The 20,330-nt window shown below is 65.3% G+C and carries 3 protein-coding genes (1 of these 3 only partly in view); 1 reads left to right on the top strand and 2 read right to left on the bottom strand.

What is annotated here, in order from left to right; genetic code table 11:
- The first annotated feature begins 103 nt into the window (after positions 1 to 103).
- Positions 104 to 988 (top strand): esterase/lipase family protein, encoded by an 885-nt coding sequence (locus ACZ46K_RS11205; protein ID WP_464748247.1) that lies wholly within the window; start codon positions 104 to 106, stop codon positions 986 to 988.
- On the opposite strand, the gene ACZ46K_RS11200 is transcribed toward ACZ46K_RS11205, so the two are convergent.
- Together ACZ46K_RS11200 and ACZ46K_RS11195 are read right to left on the bottom strand one after the other, a co-directional pair.
- Entirely contained in the window at positions 946 to 1,938 is a 993-nt protein-coding gene (locus ACZ46K_RS11200) for an alpha/beta hydrolase (RefSeq protein WP_464748246.1), read from the bottom strand. The two genes, ACZ46K_RS11205 and ACZ46K_RS11200, sit on opposite strands and share 43 nt — an antisense overlap.
- Positions 1,935 to 20,330, bottom strand: the 3' portion of a protein-coding gene (locus ACZ46K_RS11195; RefSeq protein WP_464748244.1) for a non-ribosomal peptide synthase/polyketide synthase. Its footprint extends 15,099 nt past the window's final position; only the last 18,396 of its 33,495 coding nucleotides appear in the window; its start codon lies beyond the right edge, outside the window; its stop codon occupies positions 1,935 to 1,937. The genes ACZ46K_RS11200 and ACZ46K_RS11195 overlap by 4 nt, the downstream gene beginning before the upstream one ends.

Raw genomic sequence — 20,330 nt, 5'->3', positions numbered from 1 at the left:
CCTCGAACGTCTTGTCGCAGCCCGAATCTGTGGATGGATCGACCGCCTGTGGAGAAGTTCCATACAGCCCCCATGTGGAGGACCGGATTTAGGATGAGTCTCTGTGTTCTCTCGTGCCTTACCTGTGCTCGGAGCGACGGCCATCGCCCTCGCGATCACTCCCACCGCACTCGCTCAGGATCCGCTTCCCGTGCCGTACGACTACCACAACGGGGTCGTCGTCGAACTGACGAACCCGGGTGGCTCACCTGCGGGAGCGAACATTCCGTGCACCTCCGCACAGGAACCCGTCATTCTCGTGCACAACACGAGCGGAAACAAGCAGATCGGCTGGCAGACTCTCGCACCGCTTCTTGCGAACGAGGGTCGCTGCGTCGTCAGCTTCACGTACGGCGATGTCGGTGGTCCGTGGCCGATCGATGCCGTCGGTGGGCTCGGTCCCATCGACGCGGCCGCGCACGAGATGGCGGCATTCGTCGACGAAATGCTCGCCCGGACGGGCGCCGCAAAGGTGGATGTCGTCGGCCACTCGCAGGGCACTCTCGTCCCGTCGCAGTGGGTGCAGTTCCAGGGTGGCGCCGACAAGGTCGACGACTACGTGTCGCTGGCACCGATGTGGCATGGCACCGACGTGTTCGGATCCGAGACACCGGACGCCGTCCGACCCGCATTGGAGGCGGCGTGCCCGGCATGCGCCGACATGTTGCCGGGTTCACCTTTCCTGGAACAACTCTGGAGCACCGTGATCTTCGAGCCGTCGATCGACTACACGAACATCCTCACCAGCCATGACCAGACAGTCGTGCCATACACCAGCGGATACGCGGAGGCGCCGAACGTCACGAACGTCGTGCTGCAGGACGTATGTCCATCGAGCACCGCAGGGCACCTGGGTCTATTGGCCGATCCGACAGCAGCCGAGCTCGTGCTGAGCGCACTCGACGATCACAGCTCCATCGATGCCGCGAGCTGCGGCCAGGAACGCTGAAGCTCGTCTTCCCAATAGCCCCACGAGTGGGTGCCGTCAGGTCGGAAGTGGAACGTCGCGGGGATCTCGAGTTCCTCCAACCGTTCCTGGAGTCGGTGGGTGCAGATGTTGGTGGCTGCCTCGATGACGCCACCGACGACGACCTGATCGAGTAGCGGCGGGGCCTGCGGCGTCCGCGGAAGTGACGGATCCTCGTACGGTCCGGGCAAGCCGGTTCCGTTGGAGATGTACAGAGATAGACCGCGTAGGCCTTCGGCGTTGACCGTAGGGTCGTTTTCCACCCAGCCGTCACCGTCGTACGGACCCCACATGTTGGTCGCGTCGGTCTCCCCCATGCCCTCGATCACCGACCGCAGGTAGGCCTGGCCGAGCGGATCGCTGGTCTGCGCGCACCCGCTGTACGACGCGACGCCACGGTAGAGGTCCGGAGCATGGATCGCCAGCGAGAGCACCGACGTCGCCGCCATCGACAGGCCCGCGATCGCGTTGACACCCGTGGTGCCCAGGGCATCGTCGATCACCGGGGGCAACTCCTCTGTCAGGAATGTCTGCCACTTGGCCACTCCGACGACCGGATCTTCCTCGATCCAATCGGTGTAGTACGTGAACATTCCTTCGGCCGGGATGACGACGTTGACGTTCTTGTCCTCGAGGAAGTCGAGGATCTTGGTCTGGTTGAGCCAGTTCGCTCCGTCCTCGCCTCCACCGGCACCGTTGAGCAGGTACAGCGTCGGGCGCGGAACAGACGTATCTGCAGGCTTGATGACCTGCAGGGGAATGTTTCTGTCCATCGACGGCGAGTACACGTACATGTCCGTGTGTCGATCGTCGATCTGCTCGGTACTGTCCACGTGGGCCGCCGGCGCAGCGGACGCGGGCACGGCCGGCACCGCCAGGGCGACCGCGACCGCGGCGCACACGACCGCTCGACGCAGAACGTTCTTATTCATGTAGCGGATTCGCCCTTATCGGTAGTCGGATGCAGTTCGATGACTCTACGCACTGTCGGGCCGACGACCGCAAGGGCCTCGGGTGACGTCATGTGCCAATGAGTCACGGGCACTGAATGATCATGGATCTCGCCGGTGACGGCGTCGGTCCAACCCGTGGCTCCACGACGACCGTCGGCTGCCGCGGTGAAGTACAGGACGTCGCCGTCGAACACCTCCGGCCGGTGCCTGCTGAGCAGCATCGAGTTGTGCTCTGCCGTGGCAATCAGTCGCTGCACCATCTCTTCGGTGTCGTCGACCGAGTTACCGGTCAGCTCTGCGACGGTCGCGACGAGCCCGGCGACATCCTGCGGCTCGGTGCCGTCGAACCCGAAGCCCGCAAGCAGGTCTTCCATGGACACCGTTGCCCGTTCGTCGGTCGGAAGCTCCGACGAGCCGCCCACGAAGCTGTCGAGCATCACGAGATGGTCCACCGATTCACCGGCGGCCTGCAGCTGCACCGCCATCGCATGGGCGATCACACCGCCGAGTGACCAGCCCAGCAGACGGTACGGCCCGTGCGGCTGAACGCGGCGAAGCTCTTCGACGTACCGTGCGGCAAGGACGTCGAGGGTGGCAGGTACGAAGTCGGCCTCGATACCGGCCGGCGTCTGCAGACCGTAGACATCGGTATCGAGCTGCTGGGACAGGCCGGTGTAGCACCACGACAGCCCGACGATCGGGTGCACGCAGAACACGGGTGTGCCCGAACCCTCCGTGCGCAGCGGCAGCACCGGACGGAGCGCGTCCGACATGCTCGCACCGGAACCCTCGGCAATCAATCGGGCAAGGCCTTCGACGGTCGGCGCCTGGAACAACCACTGCAACGGCACCTGGGTGTCCAACTCTGCACGCAGACGCGAGACGAGTTTCGTCGCGACGAGGGAAGTACCGCCGAGCGCGAAGAAGTCGTCGTCCAGACCCACCTGCTCGACGCCCAATACCTCGGCGAACACCGCCGCCACCGATTCCTCCACCGGCGACACCGGCGCACGGAACTCACGAGCCTCGAAAACCGGCTCCGGCAACGCCTTCCGATCCAACTTGCCGTTCACATTCAACGGCAACGACTCGAGCACCACGAACGCCGACGGCACCATGTACGACGGCAGACCTGCCGCCAATTCGACCTTCGCGGCCGCCACATCGAACCCGGCCACATCGCCCTCGACACTCGACTCCGGCACCACGTACGCCACCAAGTGCGCACCGGTCCGTTCGTCCTTTCGAGCAACAACCGCCACGTCACGGACACTGTCCACACCACGCAGCGCGGTCTCGATCTCACCGAGCTCGATCCGGAAACCACGCACCTTCACCTGGAAGTCGGTGCGGCCCACGTAGTCCAGTTCGCCGTCCGCGGTGAACCGCACAAGATCACCCGTGCGGTACAGCCGCTCCCCCGCCGCAAACGGCGACGCAACGAAACGCTCCGCGGTCAGATCCACCCGACCGTGATAACCCCGCGCCAACTGCACACCCGCCAGATACAACTCACCCGCGACACCCACCGGCACCGGATGCAACCGCTCGTCGAGAACATAGACCCGGGTGTTCCACTCGGGCACACCGATCGACACCGACGCACCTGACGGATCCACCACCTCACCCGCGGTCACCGACACCGCAGCCTCGGTCGGGCCGTACAAGTTCACCAACCGCGCCTCGTTCGACGCCATGAACCGCTGCGCCGTCGACGGCGGCAACGCCTCACCGATCGCCAACACCCGACGCAACGACGACGACAACTCGCCCGACGACTCGACCAGCAACGCCTCGAGCATCGACGGCACCACATGCAACGTCGTTACGCCCTGCTCGGCAATCAGCGCATTCAGATACGCCGGATCACGATGCCCATCGGCAGACGCGATCACCACACGACCACCGGAAACCAGCGCCGACCAGAATTCCCACACCGACAGGTCGAACGTCGCGACGGTCTTGAGCAGCACGGCGTCGCCAGAGCCGATGTCGAAATACGACCGCTTCCACAACATCTGGTTCACGATCGCTGCGTGCGGCACCGCGACTCCCTTCGGGCGGCCGGTGGACCCCGATGTGAAGATCAGATATGCGGTGTTCGACGACCGCAAAGGTGCATGTCGCTCCACGTCCGACACCGGAGTGTCTGCGAATTCCGACAGGTCTGCGATGTCGATCTCGAGATTGGGGACAGAGCCTGCTCCGGGAACAACCACTGCATCACGTTCCGTGGTGAGAACAACCACCGGATCGGCCGCTCCAAGGATGTATGCGTTGCGCTCATCCGGCTGATCCGGATCTACCGGTACATACGCGCCGCCGGCCTTCACTACGGCGTACATGCTCACCAACAGTTCCACCGACCGGCGCATCATCAATGCCACGGTCGACTCCGGCCCCACACCGAATGCGATCAGGCGACGGGCCACTCGGTTGACACGCGCATCGAACTCGCCGTAGGTCAGCAGCTCACCCTCGAACACCAAGGCCGTCGCGTCGGGATCGCGTCGGACCTGCTCCTCGAACAGGTCCACCAACGTCGTCACGCTGTCCGCCACGTGTGCGGTGTCGTTCCAACCCTCGAGTATCCGGGACTTCTCTTCCGGTTCGAGCAGCTCGATGTCGCCGAGCGGAACCGTCGCGTCCGACATGATGGCGTCGAGCATCCGAACGAAACGCCCGACAAGTCCCGCTGCGGTCGCCTCGTCGAACAGGTCGGTCGCGTACGTCATCGTGCCGGACAAGCCGAGTTCTGTCCCGTCGGCGTCGTAGAGATCCGACACGATCAAATGCAGATCGAACTGCGAGACATGCGTATCGGCCTCCACTGCCGACAGCGTCAGCCCCGGAAGCTCGAATGTGGACTGAGTCAGATTCTGGAACGACAATCCCACCTGGAACAACGGATGACGCGCCGTCGACCGAGCCGGGTTGAGTACCTCGACGAGACGCTCGAACGGCACATCCGCGTTTGCAAAGACGTTCAGATCCGTCTCGCGCGTTCGCTCCAAGAGCTCCGCGAAACTCTGATCCGGTTCCACCCGTGTCCGGAACACGAGAGTGTTGACGAACATTCCGATCAGGTCGTCCAACTCGCGCTCGGAACGACCGGCGATGGGGCTACCGACCGCGATGTCATCGGTGCCGGTCATCCGCGCAAGGAATGCTGCCCACGCCGTGTGCACCACCATGAACAACGTGGCGTTCGACCGGCGACCGAGTTGCGCCAACCCACGATGCAGGTCGGCATCGATGGAGATGTCCACGCTCGCGCCACGGAGGGACTGCACGGCAGGACGCGGGCGATCGGCCGGCAGATCCAGCTGATCCGGCAGTCCGGCGAGCTCGCGCTTCCAGAATCCGATCTGGTGTCCTGTGACCGATTGTGGATCGTCCTCCGAGCCGAGAACCTCGCGCTGCCACAACGTGTAGTCCGCGTACTGCACCGGCAAGGTCGCCCATGACGGTTCTTCACCTGCAACCCGTGCGAGGTATGCAGTCATGACGTCACGCGCCAGCGGCCCCATCGAGAAGCCGTCGCCCGAGATGTGATGGACGACGAAAACCACGACATACTCGGATCGGTCGAGCTGGAAAAGCCTTCCTCTCAAAGGGACCTCGGCTGTGACGTCGAATCCGACTGTCACCACGTCGCTCACGACGGTGATCAGATCCGCTTCGGTGAGATGAGTCGGAGTGAGATCCAAATCGATGTCTGACGTGGGGAGAACCTTCTGGATTCCCACGCCGTCGATTTCGGGGTATACAGTCCGAAGCGATTCGTGCCTGTTGATCACGTCGCGCACCGCAGCCTGCAGCGCGTCGACGTCCAGTTCACCAGACATCCGCAACGCCATCGGGATGTTGTAGGCGGCCGACTCCGGGTCGAATCGGTTGATGAACCACATCCGTTGCTGGGCAAGCGACAACGGAACCAGCTCCGGACGCGACTGTGGAATCAGCGGCGCCGCCCGCCCCGAACCGGCACTCGCCTCAGCACGAGCAGCAAGTTCCGCGACCGTCGACGCCTCGAACAGCGCCCGCACCAGAACCTGCGTGTCGAGCGCCTCACCGATCCGCGCGACGATGCGCGTCGCGATCAGTGAATTGCCACCGAGTGCAAAGAAGTCGTCGTCAAGACCCACCCGCTCGACACCCAGCACCTCAGCAAACACCGACGCCACCGCGTGCTCAGCCGCAGTAACCGGCGCCCGGAACTCGTGTGCCTCGAACACCGGCTCCGGCAACGCCTTACGATCCACCTTCCCGGACGCATTGAACGGCAACGACTCGAGCGTCACGAAATGCGACGGGACCATGTAGCCCGGCAGAACCCGTGACATCGCAGCGCGCAGACCTGAAACATCCGTCTCTCCGGCCGGAACCACATACCCGACCAACTGATCCGACCACACCGCAACCGCGCCCGCGACGACACCCTCGGACCCACGCAATACAGCTTCGATCTCACCGAGTTCGACGCGCTGACCACGCAGCTTCACCTGCTGATCGTTACGACCCACATACTCGAGCTCACCCGCACGGTTCCACCGCACCAGATCCCCCGTGCGGTACATCCGCTCACCAGCAACACCGAACGGATTCGCCACGAACCGCTCGGCCGTCAACTGCGCACGGCCCGCATATCCCCGCGCAAGTTGAGCACCCGACAGATACAACTCGCCGACCACACCGACCGGTACTGGCTGCATCCGAACATCGAGCACCCACGCATCGGTATTCCACACGGCCGTACCGATCGACACTCGAGGACCGGCTACTTCGTCGGCAACTCGGTGTGTCGCCTGCATCGTCACTTCCGTCGGCCCGTACAGGTTGTGCACCTGCGCGCCGAGCGACCTCCGGGCACGTTCGGTGGTCGCCGACGACAGCGCCTCACCACCGGCGAACACCAACCGAAGCGCATCCGTGGAGTCGCCCAGTTCATCGAGCACTGCGTCGAGCACCGACGGCACGAACTGCGCGACACTCACCTCACCCGAGGCCAACACACCCGCCAGATACACCGGATCCCGATGGCCATCTGCTGTCGCGACAACCATCCGAGCACCGGACATGAACGGCAACAACAACTCCCACACCGACGCATCGAACGTCGCCGGAGTCTTCAAGAACACCGAATCCGATGCGCCGATACCGAACTGCGACTGCATCCAGAGAAGTTGGTTCACTACCGACCCGTGCGACACCGTCACACCCTTCGGCCGGCCCGTCGAACCCGACGTGAACAACATATATGCGGCATTTTCGGGGCGCAACGGCGCGAGACGATCGGCATCGGTCACCACGGCGGTCGGCTGGTCCGACACGTCGAGAGTGTCTGTGAACACGACGGTGCGATCGGTATCGATGCCTTCACCAGACGAGCTCAACACCAGCAGTGGATCAGCGATATCGAGCACATACGCGATACGGTCGTCCGGCTGCTCCGGGTCGATCGGCACATACGCGCCACCAGCGGCCAGCACCGCATGGATCGCGACGACCATCTCGACGGAACGGCTCATCGCCACCGCAACCGGAAAGTCCGGCCCGACACCACATGAAATCAGATAGCGCGCAAGACCCGCGACCCGGTCTCCGAATTCACCGGACGGCAGCGTCGAGTCGACACCGACAATCGCCACCGCGTCGCGTGACCGCCCAACGCCCTGCCCGATGAGATCAGGAACAGTGAATCCGGACGCAGGGGCGAGCTCTCCCCTGCCAGATTTCAGCGACCGAGCACGTTCGTCTGCAGTCAGGAAATCGACATCACCGATAACCACCTGCGGGTCTTCGACGACGGCCGACAACACTCGAGTAAAACGCTCAGCGACAGACACAATCGTCGACTCGTCGAACAGATCCGTCGCATACGTGAATGAGACAGCAAATCCGCCATCGTCGGGCCGCTCCGACATCGTCACCTGAAGATCGAACTTCGCGAGCTGCAGATCAGCCTCGACCGCCGACAACGTCAGTCCCGGCAACTCGAACTCCGACGGCGCAAAGTTCTGCAACGTCAACATCACCTGGAACAACGGATTCCACGCGGTCGACCGAACCGGATCGAGCGCCTCGACCAAACGCTCGAACGGCACATCCGCATGCCCGAACGCACCGAGATCCACATCTTTGACCCGCGACAACAGATCCTCGAACGACTCGCCCGCGTCGATCCGTGTGCGCAACACCAACGTATTGACGAACATCCCGATCAGATCATCGAGTGCCCGCTCACCGCGACCCGCCACCGGCGTACCGATCGCGATGTCATCGGTCCCCGACAACCGCGCCAGCACTACTGACAGCGCACCGTGGATCACCATGAACGGCGTGGCACCGTGTTCACGCGCGAACTCGTCGATCGCCGATCTCAGCACACCGTCGAGGATGAACTCGTGCGACGCACCCCGATACGAGGCCACCGCCGGACGTGGACGGTCCGACGGCAAACCCAGCACATCCGGTAACCCGGCCAACGCCTCGGACCAGTACGTCAACTGACGCGACAGCACCGATGTCGGATCCGACTCAGAGCCGAGGACCTGACGCTGCCACAACGCGTAATCCGCATACTGCACCTCGAGCGGCACCCACGCAGGCGCATCTCCCTGGACTCGCGCCGCGTAGGCCAACATCACATCACGCGACAACGGACCCATCGAAAAGCCGTCGGCCGCAATATGATGCACAACCACAACCAGCACATGCTCGGTATCGGACACCTCGAGCAACCGCACCCGAACCGGCGACTCGGCCGTCACATCGAAACCGACACCCACCAGCGCTGCTGCAGCGTCGAACACCTCATCTTCAGAGACCGTTTCGACCGACAACAGATCCGAAGCCTCAGAAGCCGGCAACACAACCTGGTAGCCGACACCGTCGACCTCCGGGTAGACCGTCCGCAACACCTCGTGTCGCGACATCAGATCCGCCACCGCCGCCCGCAACGCCTCGACGTCGAGACGTCCCGACAACCGAATCGCAGCCGGAATATTGTTCACCGCAGAATCCGGATCGAATCGGTTCAGGAACCACACCCGCTGCTGCGCCAGAGATAGTGGAGTTTGTTCACCTCGTGGCTGCGGCTCGAGATGGATCACACCTCTGGAACCCGCCACAGCCTCGACCGCGGCAGCAAGTGCTTCCACGTTCGTCGACTCGAACAACTGACGCACCGGCACTCGCGCGTTCAGCGCAACACCCACTCGCGACACCACCTGTGTCGCGATCAGTGAGTTACCGCCGAGAGCAAAGAAGTCGTCGTCCAACCCGACCTGCTCGACACCCAGCACCTCGGCGAACACTGACGCGACAGCCTGCTCGGCCAGCGATACCGGCTCCCGGAACTCACGGGTCTCCGACACCGGTTCCGGTAATGCCCGGCGATCCAACTTGCCGGACGCGTTGAGCGGCAATGACTCCAGCACAACAACCGAATCCGGAACCATGTACGACGGCAGCGTGCTCGCCACTGCGCGGCGAACGGAATCGACATGCACATCCATACCCGCGACATACGCGACGAGCCGATCACGCCACACCACCACGGCTGCTGACGACACCTGCGGATCACGACGCAGCACCGATTCGATCTCGCCGAGTTCGATGCGCAGACCGCGCAGCTTCACCTGGAAGTCACTACGCCCGATGTACTCCAGCCCACCGGAACGATTCCGCCGAACCACATCGCCCGTCCGGTACATCCGGGCGCCGCCGACGAACGGGTCGGCCACGAAGCGATCAGCAGTCAGATCAGCGCGACCCACGTACCCTCGCGCAACCTGACGACCCGACAGATACAACTCTCCCGGCACCCCATCGGGGACCAGCCGCATCCGATCATCGAGCACATACCCACTGGAATTCCAGACCGGCGAACCGATCGGCACCACGGGCCCGTCGCCGTCCGTCACTGTCTCGGTCGCATGCACGGTGAATTCGGTCGGACCGTACAGGTTGTGCACCGAAGCATTCGGCAACGCCGTTTGTACCCGGGACACCGTCGTCGGCGCCAATGCCTCACCCGCGACCATCACGGCTCGAAGCGAACCGCACGCATCGGTGCTCAACTGGTCGACGAACACATCGAGCATCGACGGCACGAACGACACCAAGCTGACCGCATGCTCGTCGATCGTCTCCGCCAGGTACTGCGGGTCCCGATGTCCGTCCGCGGAGGCCACGACCAACCGTGCACCGCTCGCCAACGGCGCGAACAACTCCCAGACCGACACGTCGAACGTGAACGGGGTCTTCAACAAGACCGTGTCGTCGGCGCAGATCCCGAATCGATCCGAGATCCAGGCAATCTGATTCACCACAGCAGAATGGCTGACCGCGACCCCCTTGGGTCGCCCGGTCGACCCTGACGTGAAGATCACGTAGGCGGTGTTCTCCGGACGCAACGGTGATAGGCGGTCGGCATCGGTGATCGCGGTGCCGGCATGCGTGGACAGGTCTATGTCGTCGACGAGCACCGTCGGGATGCTGTCGGACACCGTGGATCGTTCACCGACGGTGGTGAGGACAAGCACGGGCGCTGCGGCCTGCAGCACGTACTCCGTCCGATCGACGGGATGTTCGGGGTCGAGTGGCACGTATGCGCCCCCGGCCGCGAGGACCGCATAGACCGCTATCAGCATGTCGACGGAGCGCGACATGAACACCGCGACGTTCGATTCCGGGCCGACACCGCGGGCGATGAGTTCGCGCGCAAGGTGATTCACCCGGTCGTCGAGCTCCGTGTATGTCAGCTCCACTGCTCCCGCGCGCACTGCGGTGGCGTTCGGGGTCTGCGCGACCTGTGCCTCGAACCGCTCGAGGAGCATTCCTGCCGTAATCGCTTGTCCGGTACCGGTCTGGGCGGCAACCACTCGCGCACGTTCGGGGGCGGTGAGCAGGTCCAGGTCGCCGACGGCAACCTGGGATCCGGCGGCCAACTCGTCGAGCAACCGCACGAACCGATCGGCGAATTCGACGATCGTCGCGGGGTCGAACAGGTCGGTTGCATAGTGGAATCGCACGCCCAATCCGTCCGATTCGGCTGATTCCACCATGGTGACCTGCAGGTCGAACTTGACCGGCATCTCGCCGACGTCCAGCGCCGACACCGACAGATCATCCAGCTCGAAGGCCGTCGCACTCTCGTGTTCGAAGGCGAGCATCACCTGGAAGAGCGGGTTGCGGGCCTGCGAGCGGGGCGGGTCGAGGATCTCGACCAGACGCTCGAACGGCACGTCTGCATGCGCGAACCCGGCGAGGTCCGTGTCGCGGACCTGCTCGAGAATCTCCGAGAAGGAACGTCCACCGTCGATGTCGGTGCGAAGCACGAGGGTGTTGACGAACATGCCGATGAGGTCGTCGAGTTCGGCATGTCCTCGTCCTGCGACAGGTGTGCCGATCGCGATGTCGCTGGTGCCGCTCAGGCGAGCCAGCAGCACCGACAGTGCAGCGTGGACGACCATGAACGTCGTGGCATTGTGCTCGTGCGCCAGGCGGTTCAGTGCGTGACGCGTCGATGGTGCGATACGGAAGTCGTGGGAGGCCCCGCGGTAGGTGGCCACCATCGGTCGCGGCCGGTCGGCCGGCAGATCGATCTGATCCGGGACACCGTCTAGTGTCTTCGTCCAGTAGGTGACCTGCTGCGACACCACGCTCGACGGATCGTCTTCGGTACCGAGCATCGTCCGCTGCCAGAGCGTGTAGTCGGCGTACTGGACGGGAAGCGGCGACCATTGCGGCGACCCACCCTGCGCGCGCGCCGCGTAGGCAGTCATGACGTCCCGTGCCATCGGTCCTGTGGAGAACCCGTCCCCGGCGATGTGGTGAACGACGAGAACGATCACATACTCGGACTCCCCCACTTCGAACAGCCGAGCGCGCAGCGGAACCTCGATCGTCACATCGAACCCGGCACCCACGACACCGGTCACCGCATCGACGACCTCGTCCGCTCCGACCGCCTCCGGAGCCAGGTCGAGGAAAACCTCTGATGCGTCCAGAATCTGCTGGACTCCGACACCGTCGTTCTCGGGATAGACGGTTCGCAGAACCTCGTGCCGGGCAATGATGTCCGATACGGCCGCCTGCAACGCTGTCACGTCGAGAGAACCGGACAGGCGGATGGCCATCGGGATGTTGTAGGCCGCCGACGCCGGATCGAATCGGTTGAGGAACCACATCCGAGTCTGCGCCAGCGACAACGGAATCTGCCCCACCCGAGGTTGCGGCTCGAGGGGAATCACACCACCGGAACCTGCAAGCTCGTCGACTGCGGCGGCGAGTGCAGTCACCGTCGGCAACTCGAACAGCAGTCGCACCGGAACCCGGGCATCCACTGCCGCACCGACCCGCGACGCAACTCGGGTCGCGTTGAGAGAGTTACCGCCGAGCGCGAAGAACTCGTCGTCGCGACCGACCCGCTCGACACCCAGCACTGCGCCGAAGATCGACGCCACGATCTCTTCGGTCGGCGTCGCCGGCGCCCGGAACTCCCGCGCCTCGACCTCCGGTTCAGGAAGCGCCCTGCGGTCGAGCTTGCCGGAGGTGTTGAGCGGCATCGCATCGAGTGCGACGACGACGTCGGGAATCATGTACGACGGCAACTGCTCTGCCGCGGCCTGACGAACGGACTCGAGGTCCACTCGCGCACCGGCAGCGGGTACGACGTAGCCGACGAGCCGATCCGACACCACTGCGACTGCAGCCGCGACGACGGTGGCCATCGCCTGGAGCACCGTCTCGATCTCGCCGATCTCGATGCGCAGGCCACGCAGCTTGATCTGCTGGTCGCCGCGGCCCAGGTATTCGAGTTCCCCCGCCGACGTCCAGCGCACGACATCGCCCGTGCGGTACATCCGTGTGCCGCTCGTCGAATAAGGGTCGGCGACGAAGCGCGACGCCGTCTGACCGGCGGCGTTCTCGTAGCCGCGGGCAACCTGCACTCCCGCGACATAGAGTTCGCCGCGCACGCCGACCGGAACAGGCTGCAACCGAGTGTCGAGCACCAGCAACGTCGTCCCCGCGACCGGTGTGCCGATCGGGACACTCTGCCCCACAGCGGATGACCCCGCACGATGGGCGACCTGGATCGTGGTTTCCGTCGGTCCGTACAGGTTGTGGATCTGTGCGCCGAGCACATCGCAGACCCGTTCCGCAGTCGTGGCCCGGAGTACCTCACCACCCGAGAACACATGCTGCAGCGACGATCCGGGATCCTCGTCGAGGACGAGATCGAGCACCGACGGCACGAACTGAGCGACCGTCGCCTTCTCCTCGGCGATCACCGATGCGAGGTACGCCGGATCGGCGTGGCCATCGGGGGCGGCGACGACGAGGCGCGCGCCGAGGCGCATGGGCAGCAGTAGCTCCCACACCGATGCGTCGAAGGTCACGGGCGTCTTCCACAGGAACACGTCGTCGCCGTTCAGACCGAGAGTGTGCTGCATCCAATCGAGCTGAGTGTTCAGCGCGCGGTGTATCACGGCGACACCCTTGGGCCGGCCCGTCGATCCCGACGTGAACAGCACGTACGCGGTGTGGCCGGGGCGCAGCGGCGCGAGCCGCTCGTCGTCGGAGATCGGCGACCTACCGTTCGACGCATCAACCGAGGCGACGTCGAGCATCGGGACCGGCAGTGTCGCTGTCGAGGAGCGGACCAGCGCGAGAACAGGCTTCGAGGTCTCGATGATGTGAGCGATGCGCTCGGCCGGGTGATCGGGGTCGAGCGGAACATACGCTCCACCGGCCTGCAGGATCGCGTGGACGGCGACGAGCAGGTCGACGCTGCGCTCCATGTACACCGCGACACGCGTCTCCGGCCCGACGCCGCGTGCGATCAGTTCACGAGCCAGCCTCGCGACACGTTCGTCGAATTCACCGCGGGTCAACGATACGTCGGCCGAGGTGACTGCGGTCGCCTCGGAATTCGCGCCGATGATTCCTTTGTCTACAACGAGTTCCGGCCCCACACCGAACGCCAGAACTCGGGCCCGCTCGGCGGCGTCGAGCAACGGTAGCGCAGCAATCCGCAGGTCCGGATCCGCGACGACCGCACTCAGCAACCGTGTGAAGCGCTCCGCGAACGAGACGACGGTCGTGTCGTCGAACAGGTCGGTCGCATACGTCCACGCCGCATCGATGCCGGCGGGTGCGCCGTCGTCGTCGAACCGTTCGAACACGGTGATCTGCAGGTCGACCTTGGCCTCGCCGAGATCCGCATCGATCGCCTCGATCCGGACGTCGCCGAGTTCGAAGTGGCTGCGCTCCATGTTCTGGAGGGTGAGCATCACCTGGAACAGTGGGTTCCGCGCCTGCGACCGCGGCGGGTCGAGTACCTCGACGAGTCGCTCGAACGGCACGTCTGCGTGCGCGAAGGCGCCGAGGGCGATGTCGCGGGAGCGCGACAGCAACGCCGAGAACGGCTCGTCGGGGTCGACCCGGGTGCGGAGCACGAGGGTGTTGACGAACATGCCGATCAGGTCGTCGAGCGCCTGATCGCCGCGGCCGGCGACGGGGGTGCCTATCGCGATGTCGTCGGTGGCGCTCAGCCACGCGAGTTCGGCGCTCAGGGCGCTGTGCAGCACCATGAACAGTGTCGCGTTCCGTGAACGGGCCAGAGCGAGCAGGTTTCGATGCGTCGAGGCGTCGAGCTGCATGCGGTGGGTGGCGCCGCGGTAGGAGGCCACGGCGGGTCGTGCACGATCTGCCGGTAGTTCGAGGACGTCGGGGACCTCGTCGAGGGCGCCCGTCCAGTAGTCGATCTGCTGCGAGATCACGCTCGTCGGGTCCTCTTCGGAGCCGAGTATGTCGCGTTGCCAGAGGCTGTAGTCGGCGTACTGCACGTCGAGCGACGCCCAGCCAGGGGCGTCCCCCGTCGATCTGGCCGCGTACGCGACCATCACGTCGCGCAGCATCGGCCCGATCGAGAAGCCGTCGGCAGCGATGTGGTGCACGACGACGACGAGAACGAACTCGCGCTCGCCGACACGAAGAAGACGTGCACGTATCGGTACGTCCGCGGTCACGTCGAACCCCGACCGGATGACGCCGGTGACGACCTCGATCGCCCTACCGGGTTCGACGTCCTCCTCGATGAGATCGAGGGTGACCTCGGAGAACGCCCTGATGACCTGCACTCCGGCACCGTCGATCTCGGGGTAGACGGTTCGCAGGATCTCTTGGCGTGCAACGAGATCGCCGACGGCGCCGCGTAGCGCGTCGACGTCCAGGTCGCCTGTGAGTCTGATCGCCGCGGGGATGTTGTAGGTCGCGGATTCGGGATCGAATCGGTTGAGGAACCACATCCGCTGTTGCGCAAGCGACAACGGGATCCGCTCGGGGCGTTCTTGCGGTACGAGGGCCGGGCGGTCGGCAGATCCGTACCGGAACACCTCGGCGGCCAGGCCCGCCACCGTGGGTGCTTCGAAGATCGCACGAACTGGCACAGCGGTGTGCAGTGCAGCTCCGATGCGGGCGGCGATGCGGGTCGCGACGAGGGAGTTGCCGCCGATCGCGAAGAAGTCGTCGTCCAGCCCGACACGTTCGACGCCGAGGACGTCGGCGAACACGGACGCGACGGTCTGCTCGACATGCGTCACGGGTGCGCGGAATTCGCGTTCTTCGAACACGGGATCGGGCAGCGCCCTGCGGTCGACCTTGCCCGAAGGATTGAGCGGCATCCGGTCGAGCACCATCACGGTCGAGGGCACCATGTACGACGGGACACGCTGTGCCACTGCATTCTTCACGTCGTCGACGTCGAGCGCGGCGTCCTCGTGCGCGACGAGGTACGCGACGAGGCTGTCGCCGACGTGGAGATCCTTCCTCAGCACCACGACGACCTGACGCACCGCGGGGTGCGCACCGAACGCGGCTTCCACTTCGCCGAGTTCGATACGCAGACCGCGTAGCTTGACCTGGAAGTCGGTGCGGCCCACGTATTCGAGTTCGCCGGCACTGTTCCACCGCACGAGGTCGCCCGTGCGGTACATGCGGGTTCCGGTGGGTCCGTGAGGGTCTGCGACGAAACGCTCGGCGGTCAACTCCGACCGCGACACGTAGCCGCGACCGAGTTGCTGTCCCGCGAGATACAACTCGCCTGCGGTGCCGCGCGGAACGGGCTGCAGTCTGGCATCGAGGACGTACGCGCCCGCGTCGCCTTGCGGAACGCCGATGGGCAGCGACGGCACGCCCGTGTCGGACGCGACGTGACAGGTGATCGAGAGCGTGAACTCGGTCGGTCCGTATTCGTTGGACACCTCGGCCCCGCTTGCCGCATGCACGGCCTGCGCGAGGCGCGGAGTCAGGACCTCACCCGAGCAGTACACCTGACGCAGCGAGTCCAGCTGCCCCTCGCGTGCGACCGCCACGACCTCGCTGAGCACCGACGGAACGAAATATGCTGAGGTGACACCGTGTTCTTCGATCGCCGCGGCGAGGTAGGACGGGTCGCGGTGTCCGTCCGGGGAGGCGACGACGAGGCGTGCACCGGCGGTGAGCGGCCACCAGAATTCGCGACCCGACGCGTCGAATGTGAACGCGGTCTTCTGGAGGACGGTGTCGCCGACCCCGAGTCGGTACCGTTGCTGACGCCAGTCGATCGCGACAGCGGCCTGCCCGTGCGGAATCGACACACCCTTGGGCCTGCCGGTGGAGCCGGACGTGAAGATCACCCATGCGGTGTTCTCCGGACGCAGCGCACCGATCCGCTCCGCATCGGTCACGATCGTGTCGGCCAGATCCGTCAGTTCGACGGTGTCGACGCGCAGCACCGGGACGTCGCTGCGCGCGGTGAGCGTCTCGTCTGAGGACGTGAGGAGGAGAACCGGTGCGGCCATCTCGAGGACGTACTCGTTGCGCTCGTCGGGCAGATCCGGGTCGATCGGGACGTAGGCGCCTCCGGCCTTGACGATCGCGTACATCGCGACCAGCTGGTGCAGCGACCGTGCCATCGCCAACGCGACGTGGGTCTCGGGTCCGACGCCCAGGGAGATCAGGTGACGCGCCAGCCGGTTCACGCGCGCATCGAACTCGCGGTAGGTGAGGGTGACCTCGTCGGTCACTACTGCGATCGCGTCGGGGGTCCGCTGGACCTGCGCGTCGAACAGGTCCGCGAGGGTCCCCTGCGGCGCGGTGCCGTTCCAGGTGGTGAGCAGTTCCGCGCGTTCGGCGGGCTCGAGCACGTCGATGGTCGAGACTCGGCGTTCGGGCTCGTCCACCACGGTCCGCAGGACGCGTTCGAAGCGCTCGGCCATCGTCGCGATGGTGGAGGAATCGAACAAGGCTGTCGCGTAGGTGAATTCTGCGACCATACCGGTGATGTCGCCTACGTCGTCGTAGGTTTCGCCCATCGTGAGCTGCAGGTCGAAGCGGGCTTCGGCGAAGTCGACGTCGAGGGCACTCATCCGTACATCGTCGAGTTCGAACGCGGTGTGCTGCATGTTCTGCAGGACGAGCATGACCTCGAACAGCGGAGTCCGCGATTGCGACCGGGTGGGCGCGAGGACGTCGACGAGGCTTTCGAACGGCACGTCGGCGTGTGCGAACGCGGCGAGGTCGGCGGTGCGGACGGAGTCGAGGAACTCGCTGAACGACCGGTCCGGGTCTACGTCGGTGCGCAATACGAGCGTGTTGACGAACATCCCGATCAGGTCGTCGAGTGCCGCCTCACCACGTCCTGCGACGGGCGTGCCGACGGTGAGGTCGCGGCTGCCCGACAGTGTGGACAGCAACACCGCGAACGCCGCGTGGATCACCATGAACAAGGTCGAATGATGCGCTCGGGCAAGTTCGTCGAGCCGGTCGCGCAGGTCGCGGTCGATCGCGACGGTGTGTCGCGCGCCCCGCTGCGAGCGGACCGCGGGACGCGGGCGGTCGGTGGGCAGGTCGAGTTCCGCGGGCGCTCCGGCCAGTGTCTCGGACCAGTAGGCGATCTGCCGCGACACCACGCTCGCCGGATCGTCCACCGAACCGAGCAGTGCGCGCTGCCAGAGCGCGTACTCGGCGTACTGCACCGTGAGCGGCGTCCACGCCGGGCGCTCACCCGCAGCGCGGGCGGTGTACGCGACCATCACGTCGCGCATCAGCGGCGCCATCGAGTATCCGTCGCCCGAAATGTGGTGAACCACGAAGACCAACACGTATTCGTCGCCACCGAGGTGGAACAGCCGTGCCCGCACCGGGACGTCACGGGCCACGTCGAACGCACGCGCGATGAATTCGGTTGCCAGAGAGATCATGTCGTCGTCGGACGCCGGAACCGGGGTGAGATCGAGGGTCGCCTCGCGCGGCGCCAGGACCTGCTGGTGCCCGGTGCCGTCGACCTCGGGGTAGACGGTCCGCAAGATTTCGTGGCGGCCGATCAGGTCGGCGACCGCCGCGTCGAGCGCATCGACCTCGACGGCGCCGGACAGGCGCACCGCGATCGGGATGTTGTAGGCGGCCGAGTCCGGAACGAACCGGTTGAGGAACCACATCCGTTGCTGTGCCGGCGACAACGGCACCCGTTCGGGGCGTTCCCCCGCCACGAGAGGGAGTCGTTCTCCACCCGCGGTCTGTTCCAGTACTGCGACGGCGAGGTTTTCGACCGTCGGGTGCTCGAACAGCACCCGCACCGGGACGGTGGTGCCCAGTTCGGCACCCAGACGTGCGGTGACCCGGGTCGCGCTCAGCGAGTTGCCGCCGAGCGCGAAGAAGTCGTCGTCGACGCCCACGCGGTCGAGTTCGAGTACGTCGCTGTACACGCCGGCGACGATCTGTTCGACGGGTGTGGATGGCGTCCGGAACGGTCTCGTGTCGAAGGCCGGCGCGGGCAGCGCACGCCGGTCGACCTTGCCGTTGACGTTGAGCGGCAGCGCGTCGAGCACCACCCAGGCCGACGGCACCATGTAGCTCGGAAGTCGAGAGCTCAGCGCCTTCCTCAGGACATCCGTGTCGAGGGTCCGGTCTCCCACGACGTATGCCACGAGTTGCTCGCCGAGCCGCGGATCGCGGTGGGCGACGACCACGGCCTGGGCCACGGTGCTCTCGTTGCGCAGCGCGGTCTCGATCTCCCCGAGTTCGATACGGAACCCGCGCATCTTCACCTGGAAGTCGGTGCGGCCCAGATACTCGAGGGTTCCCTTGTCGGTCCAGGTCACGAGGTCGCCGGTACGGTACATCCGCGTTCCCGGGGTGAACGGATTCGCGACGAAGCGGTCCGCGGTCAGATCGGCGCGTCCGATGTAGCCGCGCGCCAGCTGTGCGCCCGCGAGGTACAGCTCACCCGGCACTCCGACCGGTACCACCTGGAATCGCTCGTCCAGGACGTACAGGCGCGTGTTCCATTCGGGTCCGCCGATCGACACGGTGGCGGTGTCGTCGTCCGTGACGTCGTGGCAGGTCACCGACACGGCGGCTTCGGTGGGGCCGTACAGGTTCGACAGGGTCGGCTCGGGTGCTGTGCTGCGGATGCGCTGCGCGAGATCGGGCGGCAGGGCCTCACCGATCGCGAGCACACGACGCAACGATGCGGGTAGCTCACCTTGCGCTGTCAGTGCTTCGAGCATCGACGGAACTGCGTGCAGGGTCGTCACCGCGGAGTCGTGCATCAGTGCCGCAAGGTAGGCGGGGTCGCGGTGGCCGTCGGGTTCGGCGATGACGAGCCGCGCCCCGGAGACGAGCGCAGACCAGAACTGCCACACCGACAGGTCGAACGTGGCCGCGGTGGCGAGCAGCACGGCGTCGCCGGCGCCGAGCGCAAATTGTTCACGCTTCCACTGCAATTGGTTGACGATCGCGGAGTGCGACACCGCGACACCTTTGGGACGGCCTGTGGACCCCGATGTGAAGATCACGTAGGCGGTGTGGTCGGGTCGCAGTGGCGCGACACGTTCGTTGTCGGCGACGGGTGTCGCGGGAAGGTCGCTGGGTTCGTCGACGTGCAGCACCGGGTGTGTTCCGGTGTCGAACGTGTCGTCGGCGGTGAGCACGCAGACGGGTGCTGCGGTGTCGAGGATGTAGGCGGTGCGGTCGGCGGGTTGGTCCGGGTCGAGCGGCAGGTAGGCGCCGCCGGCCTTCGCGACCGCATACATGCCCACGACGAGTTCGACGGAGCGACGCATGCCGAGCGCCACGACGGCCTCAGGCCCGACACCCGCGGCGATGAGGCGACGGGCCAGCCGGTTGACGCGCGCGTCGAATTCGGCGTAGGTCAGCCGCGTGCCCGGTGCGTCGAGGGCGAGTGCGTCGGGGGTGGCCGCGACCTGCGCGTCGAACAGTGACACCAACGTAGCCGGCGCAGCCTTGTGGTCGGAGTCGTTGAAGTCGTGGATGATCCGACGACGTTCGGTGTCGGCAATGATCTGCAGGTCGCCCAC

It is taken from the genome of Rhodococcus sp. JCM 9793 (genome assembly GCF_055380405.1).
Note: the sequence above shows the minus strand (reverse complement) of the source record. Positions and strands in the feature narration are given on the sequence as shown.

What these genes read in the sequence shown, in the direction of transcription:
- ACZ46K_RS11200 (WP_464748246.1), bottom strand. Translation starts at nt 1,938, where the DNA reads ATGAATAAGAACGTTCTGCGTCGAGCGGTCGTGTGCGCCGCGGTCGCG.